This window comes from Dactylosporangium sp. NPDC049140 (assembly GCF_040648435.1).
This window is the reverse complement of record NZ_JBEZDS010000040.1, coordinates 18,568-31,976: the sequence shown is the minus strand read 5'-3', so window position 1 is coordinate 31,976 and position 13,409 is coordinate 18,568. Positions and strand designations below refer to the sequence as shown.

Below are 13,409 nucleotides of genomic sequence, written 5' to 3'. Positions count from 1 at the left end.
CGCGTGTTCGACACCCTTCTGGTCGCCAACCGCGGCGAGATCGCCTGCCGCATCATCCGCACCGCCGCCAGGCTCGGCCTCAAGACGGTCGCGGTCTTCTCCGACCCGGACCGCGGCGCCCCGCACGTGCGCCTGGCCGACCAGGCCGTACGGCTCGGGCCGGCCCCGGCCCGGCAGAGCTACCTGGTGGTCGACCGCGTTCTCGACGCGGCGCTGGCCAGCGGCGCCGGTGCGGTGCACCCCGGTTACGGATTCCTCTCCGAGGACGCGCCCTTCGCCACCGCCGTGGAAGCGGCCGGGCTCGCCTTCGTCGGGCCGACACCCGCTCAGCTCACCGCCTTCGGCGCCAAGCACACCGCGCGCGAGCTGGCCCGCGCGGCCGGCGTACCGATGATCGAGGGCACCGGTCTGCTGTCCGGCCTCGAGGAGGCCCTCGCCGCCGCCGACCGGATCGGCTACCCGGTGATGGTCAAGGCGACCGGTGGCGGCGGCGGCATCGGCATGCAGGCGTGCCACACGCCGGCCGAGCTCACCGCCGCCTACGATCGCGTGGAACGCCTCGCCGTGGCCAGTTTCGGCAGCGGCGGCGTCTTCCTGGAGCGCTTCGTCCAGCGCGCCCGCCACGTCGAGGTACAGGTCTTCGGCGACGGCCACGGCCGCGTCGTCGCGCTCGGCGACCGCGACTGCAGCCTGCAACGCCGCAACCAGAAGGTGATCGAGGAGGCGCCCGCGCCGGGACTGTCCGACGAGGTACGCGAGCGGCTGCACACCTCGGCGGCGGCCCTGTGCGCGTCCGTGAGCTACCGGTCGGCGGGTACCGTCGAGTTCGTCTACGACGCCGAGCGCGAACAGGCATCCTTCCTCGAGGTCAACGCGCGCCTCCAGGTCGAGCACCCGGTCACCGAGGAAGTCCTCGGCGTCGACCTGGTCGAGTGGATGCTGCGCCTGGCCCAGGGCGACGACACCGTCCTGGACACCCCCCGCCGGGCCGGTGCCGGCGCGGCTGTGGAGGCCCGCGTCTACGCCGAGGACCCCACCCAGGACCACCGGCCCAGCGCGGGCCTCATCACCAACGTGGAGTTCCCGGCGGGCGTGCGGGTCGACGGCTGGGTCGAGGCCGGCACCGAGGTGAGCACGGCGTACGACCCGATGCTCGCCAAGGTGGTCGTGACCGGGTCGACCCGCGACGAGGCGTTCGCCAACCTGCGCAGCGCCCTGGCCGCCACTCGCGTCGATGGCATCGAAACGAACCTCGGCCTGTTGCGGGCGGCGACCGGCCACGGCGATGTACTCGCCGCCCGGCACTCGACCGCGACCCTCGCCGGCGTGCACGACACGGAGCCGCGCGTCGTCGTGGAACGGGCCGGCACGCTGACGACCGTGCAGGACTGGCCGGGTCGCACCGGGCTGTGGGAGGTCGGCGTGCCACCGTCCGGGCCGATGGACGACCTGTCGTTCCGGCTCGGCAACGAGGCGCTCGGCAATCCTGAAGGCGCCCCCGGCCTGGAGTGCACCGTCGACGGGCCGGCGCTGCGATGCACGGCCGACACCACCATCTGCGTCACCGGAGCGGCGATGCCGGTCACCGTCGACGGCGTCGCGGTGCCCCGCTGGGAGCCGGTACGGGTGCCCGCCGGCTCGGTCCTCGACGTGGGTCGGGCGACCGACGGCGGCCTGCGCGCCTATGTGCTCTTCGCCGGTGGGCTCGACGTCCCGGCGTACCTGGGCAGTGCGGCGACGTTCACCCTCGGGCAGTTCGGCGGGCACGGCGGCCGGGCCCTGCGCCTGGGCGACGTCCTGCGCACCGCACCGCCGACCGGAGCAGCCGCCGCTGCCGTTGCGGCGGCGCAGCGACCGGTGATCCGCCGTGACTGGCAGATCAAGGTGACCGAAGGGCCGCACGCCGCCCCCGAGTTCTTCACCCGCGAGGACATCGACGCGTTCTACGCCGCGCAGTGGCAGGTGCACTTCAACTCCGCGCGCACCGGCGTCCGGCTCGTCGGCCCGAAGCCGCGGTGGGCGCGCACCGACGGCGCGGAGGCGGGGCTGCACCCGTCGAACATTCACGACACCCCGTACTCGGTCGGCGCCGTCGACTTCACCGGCGACGTACCGATCCTGCTCGGTCCGGACGGCCCGAGCCTCGGCGGGTTCGTCTGCCCGGCCACCGTCATCACCGCCGACCGGTGGAAGCTCGGCCAGCTCGCCCCCGGCGACACCGTGCGCTTCGTGCCCGTGTCCGACCTCGACTTCACACCGCTGCTGAAACCAGCCGACGACGGCGTCCTGGCCCGCGACGAGGATGTCACCTACCGGCGCTCCGGCGACGACAACCTGCTCATCGAGTACGGCCCGATGACCCTGGACCTCGGCCTGCGGATGCGCGCCCACGCCCTGATGGACCGGCTGCGCGCCGAGGGCCTCGACGGCATCGTCGACCTCACCCCGGGCATCCGCTCGCTGCAGGTCCACGTCGACCCGGCCCGGCTGCCGGTGCGCAAGCTTCTCGGACTGGTCCGCGCGCTGCAGGCCGACCTGCCCGCCACCCGCGACCTGGCCGTGCCCAGCCGGACCGTGCACCTCCCGCTGTCCTGGGACGACCCGGCCACCCGGGAGGCCATCGCCCGCTACATCAACGGTGTCCGCGACGACGCCCCGTGGTGCCCGTGGAACATCGAGTTCATTCGCCGGGTCAACGGCCTGGCGTCGGTCGACGACGTGTACCGCACCGTCTACGACGCCAGCTACCTGGTCCTCGGCCTCGGTGACGTCTACCTCGGCGCACCGGTCGCCACCCCGCTCGACCCGCGACACCGGCTCGTCACGACCAAGTACAACCCGGCCCGCACCTGGACCCCGGAGAACGCCGTCGGCATCGGCGGTGCCTACCTGTGCATCTACGGCATGGAAGGCCCCGGCGGCTACCAGTTCGTCGGCCGTACCGTGCAGGTCTGGTCCCGCTGGCAGCGAGAAGCCGGTGACCCGTGGCTGCTGCGCCACTTCGACCGCATCCAGTGGTACCCGGTCGGCGCCGAGGAGCTGCTCGACCTGCGCGCCGACGTCGCCGCCGGGCGGCACCGGCTGCGCATCGACGACGGCACCTTCCGTCTCGCCGACCACGAAGCCTTCCTGGCCGGCAACGCCGCCTCGATCGCCGCCTTCCGCGCGAAGCAGGCCGCCGCGTTCGGTACCGAACGCGAAGCCTGGGCAGCGGCCGGTGAGTTCGACCCCCGCCCCGAACCGGAGGCGCCGCCCGCCGCCGGAGCAGTGTCCGTGCCGGAGGGCGGCGCGCTGGTGCAGGCCCCGTTCGTCGCCAGCGTGTGGCGTGTCGACGTGCGCCCCGGCGACCGCGTGGCCGCGGGACAGCCGCTGGTCGCCCTGGAAGCGATGAAACTGGAGAGCGTCATCACCGCACCGCAGGCGGGTACGGTCACCGACATCCTCGTCAATCCCGGAGCCCAGGTCGCTCCGGGCAGTCCCCTGGTGGTGCTTGCGTGAAACCGACCGACCGCGTCCGCGCCGCCTACGCACGCCTCGCCCTCGGCGAACGACCCGAAGCGTGGATCACACTGCGCCCTGAGCGCGACGTGCTCGCCGACGCCGCCGCCGTGGAGGCCCGTCTCGCCGCTGGAGAGCACCTGCCGCTGGCCGGGAGGCTCGTCGGGGTCAAGGACAACATCGACGTCGCGGGCCTGCCCACCACGGCGGCCTGTCCGGCGTACACCTACCGGCCCGAACGCAGCGCCCCGGCCGTGCAGCGGCTCGTCGACGCCGGTGCGCTGATCCTGGGCAAGACCAATCTGGACCAGTTCGCCACCGGCCTGGTCGGCACGCGCAGCCCGTACGGCGCGGTCCGCGACGTGCGCGACCCCGCCCGGGTCGCCGGCGGTTCCAGCTCCGGCTCCGCGGTGGCCGTGGCGCTCGGCATCGCCGACCTGGCTCTCGGTACCGACACCGCCGGCTCCGGCCGGGTGCCGGCCGCGTTCCAGGGCATCGTCGGGATCAAGCCGACACCCGGGCTCGTCCCCACCGACGGGGTGGTGCCGGCCTGCCGCAGCTTCGACTGCGTCACCGTCTTCGCCCGTACCGTCGCCGAAGGAGCCCGGGCCATCGCCCTCATGGGCGATCCGGTGTACCCGGCGGACGCACCGCTCGCGGCGCCGCCGCACCCGATCGTCGCGGTGCCGGACCGCGACGAGCTGACCGGCCTGTCGCCGGCGTGGCTCGACGCGTTCGAGCAGGCCGCGAAGGCCCTCGAGACCCACGGCGCCCGGCTGCGGCCGATCCGGCTGGCGCCGTTCCTCGCCGCCGCGAAACTGCTCTACAACGGCGGGTTCGTCGCCGAACGGTACGCCGCCGTCGGCGCCTTCATCGACGGGCACCCCGGCGAGGTCGACCCGACCGTCCGGGCGATCATCAGTGCCGCCCGCGACATCCCCGCCCACGTCCTCGTCGCCGACACCGAAAAGCTGGCGCACCTGCGCCGTGAGGCCATGACCGCATGGGGCGACGCGGACGCGCTCCTGCTGCCGACCGCCCCGATCCACCCGACGATCGCCGAGGTCACCGCCGATCCGATCGGTGTCAACGCCACCGTCGGCACCTACACCAACTTCTGCAACCTCTTCGGCCTCAGCGCCGTCGCCGTGCCGGCCGGCGAGGCCGACGCCACCAACTTCGGCGTCCAGGTCATCGCGCGCGGCTTCGCCGATGCGGTCGCCCGCGACGTCGCCGCGCTGCTGGCCGGCGAGGCCCCGGCGGCCGCGGACAACCGGGGACTGCCGATGATGGTGGTCGGCGGGCACCTGACCGGACAGCCGCTCAACCACCAGCTCACCCAGGCGGGTGGCCGCCTGCTCCGCCAGGTCCGTACCGCACCGGACTATCGCCTGCACGCCCTGGTTACCGATCCACCGAAACCGGGACTGCTCCGCGTCACCAACGGGGGCGCCGCCATCGAAGGCGAGCTGTGGGAACTGCCGCCGGCCGCCGTCGGCCCGTTCCTGGCCGCCCTGCCCACCCCCATGGTCCTGGGAAAGGTGCGTCTTGACGACGGATCGACCGTCACCGGCTTCCTCTGCGAAGCCGTGGCCGTCGATGACGCCCCCGACATCACCGCCCACGGCGGCTGGCGCGCCTACCTGACATCCCTTCAGGAGAGCCGATAACCACGCTTGTACCGCTTCGTGGAGCAACCGTCCGCGGAGGTCCGCTGATCCGACCCGTGTCCCAGGCTCGGCCCGGCTCCGACAAGTGTTGGCGCTGCCAACATTCGTGCTATGTTGGCTAGACCAACACTTGTCGGAGGGTTCAGAACATGCAGGCAGTGGACGCGCGCATCGCGCCGGCCACGACGAAGGGCCGGGCGATCCTGCTCACGCTCTGCGTCGTGGCATTCCTCGACATCCTCAACGCATCGAGTACTCCGCCGGCGGAGTCACGATGAGGCGCCGCACCCGGCTCTGGACGGCCCTGCTGCTCGCCCCGGCCGCCCTGCTCGCCGTCGCCGTCCCGGTCGGCGTGGCCACGGCATCGCCGCCGCGGGACAAGTACCTCGGCCGGTGGAACTACGACCAGCCGGACTCGGCCACCGGAAACAACGTCGCCGTCCTGGCGTGCCCGGGCGGCGGGGTCGCCTGCAACCACAACCCGGACCTGCCGCTGCCGCTGAGCATCCCCCAGGTCGGCTGGATCGACTTCACCCCGGGCCCGCGCGGGACGGTCTACGGGCACACCGACCAGGGGTGCACCTGGAACTTCTCGGTGTCGGGTGCGGGCCTGGAGCTGTCGTCGCCGACCCAGCTGTGTTTCAACGCGACCATCGGCCAGTACTACAGCATCAAGCAGTGGTCGGTCCAGGTCGACGGCGACGCCGAACGCGAGCAGATCGTCTCGCAGAGCATCCAGCCCAACGGCGACATCCTCTACACCACGATGAACTTCAACACCAAGGGCCGGCCCTCGCGGCACCGCGCCACCGGCGCCCCGGTGAACCGGTTCACCGGCTCGTTCGCCCACGACCCGTTCAGCTTCCGGACGCTGACCAACGTCACCGTCACCGACAAGGGCGGCGCCGCGCAGGAGACCGGCGTGGTGCGGATCGAGCGCGCGGGCGGCGACCGGATCGTCGCGCACACCCCTGACGGCTGCCGCTGGGAGCTACGCGTGCAGGGCAACACCGCGGAGCTGCTCGACCCGGCCACCCAAAGCTGCCAGGTCGGCGAGAACACGCGGTCGCTGCGCTACTGGGCGCTGGTCACCGACGACGGACGGCACCTCAGCGGCTTCCGGTCCGGGTACACGTTCGCGCAGGGCCTGACCAACGAGTACACCTTCATCAACGCGCTGAGCAGGAGCTGACGTGCGATTCCGGCAGAAGACCGCGATCGCCGGGGCCGTCATCGTGGCGTCGACGGTCCTGACCGCCTCGGCCGCCGGCGCGGCCCCGCCCGGGTCCGACACCCGCTGGAGCGGTGTGTGGGCGGCCTCGATGATCGCCGCGGCACCCCCGCCGTTCGGACAGGGGCCGGCCAACTGGTCCATGGACGGATTCGCCGACCAGTCCGTCCGGCAGGTCGTTCGCGTCAGCCGGGGCGGATCGGACGTGCGGATCCGACTGTCCAATGTGTACGGCACAACGCCCCTGCTCCTCGCCGGTGCCTCGATCGGCCTTGCGGGCGACGGGGCGACGGTGCGGCCGGAGACGATGCGCGCGCTGACCTTCGACCGGTCGCGCTCGACGGTGGTGCCGCCCGGCGGGGAGGCGGCGTCGGACGCCGTCCGCATGCGGGTCGCGCCGCTGCAGCGCCTGTCCGTCACGCTGTACTTCGCCCGGCCGACCGGGCCGGCGACCTTCCACCTGCGCTCGTTCGCGACGTCCTACAAGGCCGCCGGCGACCACCGGCGCGACGAGGGCGCGGCCGCGTTCGCGGAGACGACGACCTCCTGGTACTACCTGACCGGCGTGGACGTGGCCGGGGCCACGGATCGAAACGGCGGCGGCGCGGTCGTCGCGTTCGGCGACTCGATCACGGACGGGGCCGTTTCGACGACGGACGCCGACCACCGCTACCCGGACGAGCTCGCCGACCGGCTGGTCGCCGCGGGGCGCCCGATCGGCGTGCTCAACGCGGGCATCGCGACCAACCAGGTGCTCGGCACCTTCCCGGGCGGTGGCGCGAGCGCCCTCGACCGGTTCCGCCGCGACGCGCTCGAACAGCCGGGCGTGCGGTGCGTGATCCTCCTGGAGGGCATCAACGACATCGCCATCAGCACGCTGACCACAGGCGAGCCGGTGAGCGCGGCGGCGCTCATCGACGGATACCGGACCCTGATCGACGCCGCTCACCGGCGCGGCATCCGCGTCGTCGGCGCGACGCTCATGCCGACCAAGGGGGCCGCGATCCCGGCCTACTACACCGAGCGCGGCGAGGCGGTCCGCACGGCCGTCAACGAATGGATCCGCGGCGGCGGGGGCTTCGACGCCGTCGTCGACCTGGACCACGTGTTCGCCGATCCGGCTGATCCGGACCGGATGCGGGCGGAGTTCGACAGCGGGGACGGCGTGCATCCCAACGACGCGGGCATGCGGGCCATCGCCGGGGCGATTGCCACGTCGCCGGGGTTCATCCGTGCGGCGACTGGTCCTCGGCCGTGAGCAGCGTCGTCATCAGGGCGATGAACTGGCGCCGCTGAGCGTCCGTCAGCGGCCTCAGGACCTGCTCCTGGACGTCGTCGATGACCTGGTCGAGCTCCAGGAGCTGTTCGAGGCCGGCCGGCGTGATGGTGACGACGTTGCGCCGCTTGTGCTCCGGGTCGACCGAGCGCTCGACGAGCCCGCGCGACTCGAGCTCCGACAGTGCGCCCGTGACGTCGCTGCGATCGATCCCGGTCCCGCGGCCCAGGTCCGCCTGGCTGGCCGGGCCGAACTCCTCGAGCGCGGCCAGGAGGCGGTAGTGGTAACTGCGCAGGCCGTGGCCGGACGCCTCGAACCCGGCGGCCAGCAGGCCCGACGAGCGGGCGAAGGTCCGGCTGATGAGCCAGGTCGGACGGTCCCCGATGCGGGCGGGGAGGCTCGGCGGATGTTCCATGACCAGATTTTACCAGTTGTTGGCATTGCCAACATCAACACCAGCAGGAGGCCACCGCATGTCCCGACGAGTCCTCATCATCGGCCGCAGCCCCGGCGTCATTCTCGACGTCGCCGAGATCCTTCGCGGCCGGGGCTTCCACGCCGACGCGACCAACCAGTTCGACGAGGTCCTGTCGCAGTACGACACCGCGAGTCTCGACATCGTCGTCTTCGGCGGGATGGTGCCGCCCGGCACCAAGCAGTACCTCCGGGAGGAAATCGCCAAGGACAACGGGCACGTCGCGTTCGTGCAGGGACTCGCCGGCATCGCGGGCCTCATCGCCGCCCAGGTCGAGGCGGCCGTGCCGGGGTCCGGGGACGACGACGCGGTGGCGTACGACGCGGCACGGCGGTCGGTACGCCTCACCCTGCCCGAGCCGGCCCGGGTGGTCGTCGAGGCCTGGTGGGGCACCTCGTTCGCGCCGCCCGAGCCGACGAGCACCTCGCTGCGCGTGCTCGACGCCCGGTTCGACGCCGGGGAGCACGTCGTCCCGCTGCCCGACGCGGTGCCGGCCGTGGCGTCGTTCGTCACCGTGTCCGCCGGAGCGACCGTCCGCGCCTTCACGGTCGGTGCGATGCCGGAGGCGGTCACCCGCCTGGTGCCGACGGGCGACCCGGCCCAGCCACCCACGCTCCCGGCCGTCCAGGCGGTGGCGACCCACAGCTTCGGCTGACCGGGCTCCGCACCCCGGCCGGGCGGCCGGCGCGCGGAGGTCCCCGAACTCGGGCGAGCAGGTCGACCTCGACCTGCTCGCCGACGGCCGGCGGGTCCTTCTGGCGATGTGATCGCAATGCTCCGGGTGTCGGTCTCATAACGAAATCGGTTGTTGTGGAAAAAAGCGTTACGGCGCCGTCGAGTAAAGGCGGCGTCGAAACTTTCACATCCGGAGCCGTCCCGTCGGCGGACGTCACGGATTACTCGATAACCGACGTGAGCTGCACATATGCGGCCAGCCGATCATTTCGCGGGGTACACGGGATGGTTTTCGTTGTCCGGCGCTTTGAGCCTTGCCATGTTGTTTGGCAACCTTTTGAACACCGCTATGTGAGCGCTAACAATCGCCGCGTCGGTACGTTCCCGTTCTTTCCAGGAGGTTCATGTGTTTTCGATACCCCTGAGCCGCCGTCGGTTGTTGCAGGCGACCGGCGGAGGCGTGGTGGCTGGTCTCGCCGCGACGGCCGGCGTCGTGGATGTCCGGAGCGCGGAGGCGTCAGTGGCGCCGGTCCGCGCTGACATCGGCGTGTCGGCCTACGCGTTCGACCTGGGGCAGGTGCGGTTGACGGCCAGCCGATGGCTGGACAATCAGAACCGGACGCTGTCGTACCTGCGGTTCGTCGATGTGGACCGGTTGCTGTACAACTTCCGGGCCAACCACCGGCTGTCAACGAACGGCGCCGCGGCGAACGGTGGCTGGGACGCCCCGAACTTTCCATTCCGCACCCACATGCAGGGCCACTTCTTGTCCGCCTGGGCCCAGGCCTACGCCGTGCTCGGTGACACGGTGTGCCGGGACAAGGCCAACTCCATGGTCGCCGAGCTGGCGAAGTGTCAGGCCAACAACAGCGCCGCCGGGTTCAACACCGGCTATCTGTCCGGCTTCCCGGAGTCCGACTTCAACGGTCTCGAGGCCGGTCAAGCGGTCAGCGTGTCGTACTACTGCGTCCACAAGACGCTGGCGGGCCTGCTGGACGTATGGCGCTACGTGGGCAGCACGCAGGCCCGCGACGTGCTGCTGCGGCTCGCCGGCTGGGTCGACTGGCGTACGGGCCGGCTGAGCTACAGCCAGATGCAGACGGTCCTGAACACCGAATTCGGCGGGATGAACGCGGTGCTGACGGACCTCTACCAGCAGACCGGCGATGCCCGTTGGCTCGCCACCGCCCAGCGGTTCGACCACGCCGCGGCGTTCAACCCGCTGGCGTCCAATCAGGACCAGCTCAACGGGCAGCACGCGAACACCAACATCCCCAAGTGGGTGGGCGCGGCCCGCGAGTACAAGGCCACCGGCACCACGCGCTACCGCGACATCGCCGCCAACGCGTGGAACTTCACCGTCAGCGCCCACACATACGTGATCGGCGGCAACAGCCAGGCCGAGCACTTCCGGCCGCCCAACGCGATCGCCGGCTACCTCGCCAACGACACGTGCGAGCACTGCAACTCCTACAACATGCTGAAACTGACCCGCGAGCTGTGGCTGCTCAACCCCGACAACGCCGCCTACTTCGACTTCTACGAACGGGCGCTGCTCAACCACGTCATCGGCGCGCAGAACCCGGCCGACGCCCACGGGCACATCACCTACTTCACGCCGCTCAAACCCGGCGGCCGGCGCGGCGTGGGCCCGGCGTGGGGCGGCGGCACGTGGAGCACCGACTACAACAGCTTCTGGTGCTGCCAGGGCACAGGCATCGAGATCAACACCAAGCTGATGGACTCGATCTACTTCTACAACGGCACCACGCTGACGGTGAACCTGTTCATGCCATCGGTACTGAACTGGAGCCAACGCGGGATCACCGTCACCCAGACCACCTCGTACCCGGTGACCGACACCACCACGCTGCAGATCACCGGCGACATGAGCGAGGCGTGGTCGATCCGCATCCGTATCCCCGCCTGGGCCACCGGCGCCACGATCAGCGTCAACGGCGTCGCCCAGAGCGTCGCCACTGCCGGTGGCTACGCCACGATCACCCGCTCGTGGTCGTCCGGCGACACGGTCACCGTGCGGCTGCCCATGCAGGTGGTCGCCCGCCCCACCAACGACAACCCCAACGTCGTAGCCCTCACCTACGGCCCGGCCGTGCTCGCCGGCAACTACGGCAACAGCACGCTCTCGTCGCTGCCGGCGCTTGCTGCATCGTCGGTCGTCCGCACCTCGAACAGCACACTGGCCTTCACCGCCACCGCGAACAGCTCGTCCGTCAACCTGGGCCCGTTCTACGACGCGCAGGGCTTCAACTACACCGTCTACTGGGCCACGAACGGCCAGGGGTCCGGAGGTGGCAGCTACCGGCTCGTCAACGCGGCCAGCGGGCTCGTGCTGGGCGTGCAGAACATGTCCACCGCCGACGGCGGCCTGGCGTTGCAGTGGGCCGACAACGGTACCGCCGACCACAACTGGGAAATGATCACCGACGGCACTGCGGTCCGGTTCCGCAACGTCAACAGCGGCAAGGTCCTGGGCGTGCAGAACATGTCCACCGCCGATAACGCCACCGTCCTGCAATGGGCCGACAACGGCACCGCCGACCACCGATGGACGCTGCTCGACCAGGGCGACGGGACGTACAAGATTCGCAACGTCAACAGCGGCAAGCTGCTCGCCATCCAGAACAACTCCACCGCCAACGGCGCTTTCGCGGTTCAGGACTCGGACAACGGGACCGCCGACAACCGGTGGCGACTCGTCCGCAACGCCTGAACGCCCGGGCTCCCGCGTGGCGCGTGGAACTTACAAGCGCCCGGCCGCCTATTCGATAGCCCTCGATATCTGGACATTGACAGCAGACATCATACGAAATACGTTCTGTCGGACTGGCCAAGATCCTTCGCCATTCGCGCCGTTCCGACGAGGGAGCGCTCAACGCAACGGACCCACGGCATTGCCTCCCGGGTGACCGTCCAAGCGTGAGCCTCGCGCGGCAACGGTTCAGACAGAACCTCGAGGAGGAAGCGCTCCGATGAAAGACGTTCCCGATCGACCGAAACGCCATAAGGGCGGTCGCGCCAGACTACTTCTCGGCGGTGTCTGCGGCGTGGTGATCGCCGTGTCCTCGGTGGCCATCGCCACATTCGCCCACGCCGACCTCAACGACCCGCCCGGGACCACCTTGAAGGCGGCCGCCGAGCGCAGCGGCCGGTACTTCGGCGCCGCCATGGGTGGAGACCGCCTCAGCGACTCGGGCTTCCTCGCGATCGCCAACCGCGAGTTCGACATGATGACGGCCGTCAACGAGATGAAGCCCGACGCGACCGAACCCAACAGCGGCCAGTTCACGTTCGCCGCCGGCGATGCGATCTACAACTGGGCCACCCAGCACGGCATGCGGGTGCGGGGCCACACCCTCGCCTGGCACGCACAGCAGCCGAGGTTCTGGGGGAGCCTCAGCGGCAGCAGCCTGCGCGCCGCGATGATCGAGCACATCAACGGGGTCATGGCGCACTACAAGGGCAAGCTCGCCTACTGGGACGTGGTGAACGAGGCGTTCAACGAGGACGGCAGCCGCCGGCAGTCCAACCTGCAGGGCACCGGCAACGACTGGATCGAGGTCGCGTTCCGCACGGCGCGCAACGCGGATCCGTCGGTGAAGCTGTGCTACAACGACTACAACATCGAGAACTGGTCGTACGGCAAGACGCAGGGCGTGTACCGCATGATCCAGGACTTCAAGTCCCGGGGCGTGCCGATCGACTGTGTGGGGCTGCAGACGCACTTCACCGGTGGTAGCTCGCTGCCGGGCAACTTCCAGACGACGCTGTCGAGCTTCGCGGCCCTGGGCGTGGACGTGGCGCTGACCGAGGCCGACGTCACCAACGCCTCGACCAGCCAGTACCAGGGCCTGACCCAGGCCTGCGCGAACGTCCCCCGCTGCGTCGGCATCACGACGTGGGGCATCCGGGACAGCGACTCCTGGCGCGGCAGCGAGAACCCGCTGCTGTTCGACCGCAACAGCAGCCCCAAGCCCGCGTACACCGCCGTCCTCAACGCCCTGAACGCCGCCTCGACCACGGTGCCGGGCACGAACACGTCGCCGAGCAGTTCCCCGCCGAGCAGCAGCCCGCCGAGCAGCAGCCCGCCGAGCAGTTCCCCGCCGAGCAGTTCTCCGCCGAGCAGCTCGCCGCCCGCCTCCGGCCAGCCGGGCGCCTGCACCGCGACGTTCCGCATGATCAACAGCTGGGGCGGCGGCTTCCAGGGCGAGGTGACCGTGGCCAACAACGGCTCCGCCACGCTCAACGGCTGGACCGTGCGCCTGACGCTGGCCGGCGGGCAGACCCTGGCCAACATCTGGAGCGGCGTCAACACCGGCACCACCGGCACGATCAGCGTCCGCAATGCCACGTACAACGGCTCCCTCGGCGCGAACGCCTCGACGAGCTTCGGCTTCCTGGTCAACGGGAGCACCAACGCGGCGCCCAGCAACATCTCGTGCACCAGCCCCTGACCGACGGCACGAACCAGGCCCGCGCGTCAGGACACTGACAAGGCCCGGAGCCACCGGCTCCGGGCCTTGCGCCGTCGCCTCGCTGCCGGCTTTCGCGGCGGCCGGGCAG

Annotated in this window: 9 protein-coding genes; 8 read left to right on the top strand and 1 reads right to left on the bottom strand. The window is 70.9% G+C overall.

All coding sequences use genetic code 11. The annotated features are described in order from the left end of the window. Window positions 1–3 precede the first annotated feature (3 nt). The 5 genes from AB0B76_RS42625 to AB0B76_RS42605 all read left to right on the top strand — a co-directional run bounded on the left by AB0B76_RS42625 (window position 4) and on the right by AB0B76_RS42605 (window position 7,657). Window positions 4–3,498, top strand: coding sequence for a 5-oxoprolinase/urea amidolyase family protein (locus tag AB0B76_RS42625; protein WP_360386638.1), 3,495 nt, complete (start codon window positions 4–6; stop codon window positions 3,496–3,498). Then, window positions 3,495–5,168 carry an allophanate hydrolase gene (atzF, locus tag AB0B76_RS42620; RefSeq protein ID WP_360386635.1) on the top strand — a complete coding sequence of 558 codons (1,674 nt, stop codon included), beginning with the start codon at window positions 3,495–3,497 and terminating at the stop codon, window positions 5,166–5,168. Before AB0B76_RS42625 ends, atzF begins: the two co-directional genes overlap by 4 nt. Window positions 5,169–5,317: 149 nt before the next feature. Continuing rightward, window positions 5,318–5,446 carry a hypothetical protein gene (locus AB0B76_RS42615; protein WP_360386633.1) on the top strand — a complete coding sequence of 43 codons (129 nt, stop codon included), beginning with the start codon at window positions 5,318–5,320 and terminating at the stop codon, window positions 5,444–5,446. Beyond that, entirely contained in the window at window positions 5,443–6,360 is a 918-nt protein-coding gene (locus tag AB0B76_RS42610) for a hypothetical protein (RefSeq protein ID WP_360386630.1), read from the top strand. Before AB0B76_RS42615 ends, AB0B76_RS42610 begins: the two co-directional genes overlap by 4 nt. 1 nt (window position 6,361) lies before the next feature. Beyond that, window positions 6,362–7,657: an SGNH/GDSL hydrolase family protein gene (locus AB0B76_RS42605; protein ID WP_360386628.1), complete on the top strand. Its 1,296-nt coding sequence runs from the start codon at window positions 6,362–6,364 to the stop codon at window positions 7,655–7,657. On the opposite strand, the gene AB0B76_RS42600 is transcribed toward AB0B76_RS42605, so the two are convergent. Further along, complete coding sequence (locus AB0B76_RS42600) at window positions 7,626–8,090, bottom strand: MarR family winged helix-turn-helix transcriptional regulator (RefSeq protein WP_360386625.1); 465 nt, start codon at window positions 8,088–8,090, stop codon at window positions 7,626–7,628. The two genes, AB0B76_RS42605 and AB0B76_RS42600, sit on opposite strands and share 32 nt — an antisense overlap. Before the next feature lie 58 nt (window positions 8,091–8,148). Here AB0B76_RS42600 and AB0B76_RS42595 point away from each other — a divergent pair, with 58 nt between their 5' ends. From AB0B76_RS42595 to AB0B76_RS42585, 3 genes are all read left to right on the top strand, one after another. Then, complete coding sequence (locus tag AB0B76_RS42595) at window positions 8,149–8,805, top strand: hypothetical protein (RefSeq protein ID WP_360386623.1); 657 nt, start codon at window positions 8,149–8,151, stop codon at window positions 8,803–8,805. A 426-nt stretch (window positions 8,806–9,231) separates the two neighbouring features. After that, entirely contained in the window at window positions 9,232–11,559 is a 2,328-nt protein-coding gene (locus tag AB0B76_RS42590; protein WP_360386620.1) for a beta-L-arabinofuranosidase domain-containing protein, read from the top strand. 334 nt (window positions 11,560–11,893) lie between these two features. Next, on the top strand, window positions 11,894–13,300 hold the full coding sequence (locus AB0B76_RS42585; protein ID WP_360386617.1) for an endo-1,4-beta-xylanase: 1,407 nt from the start codon (window positions 11,894–11,896) through the stop codon (window positions 13,298–13,300). Window positions 13,301–13,409: the final 109 nt, after the last annotated feature.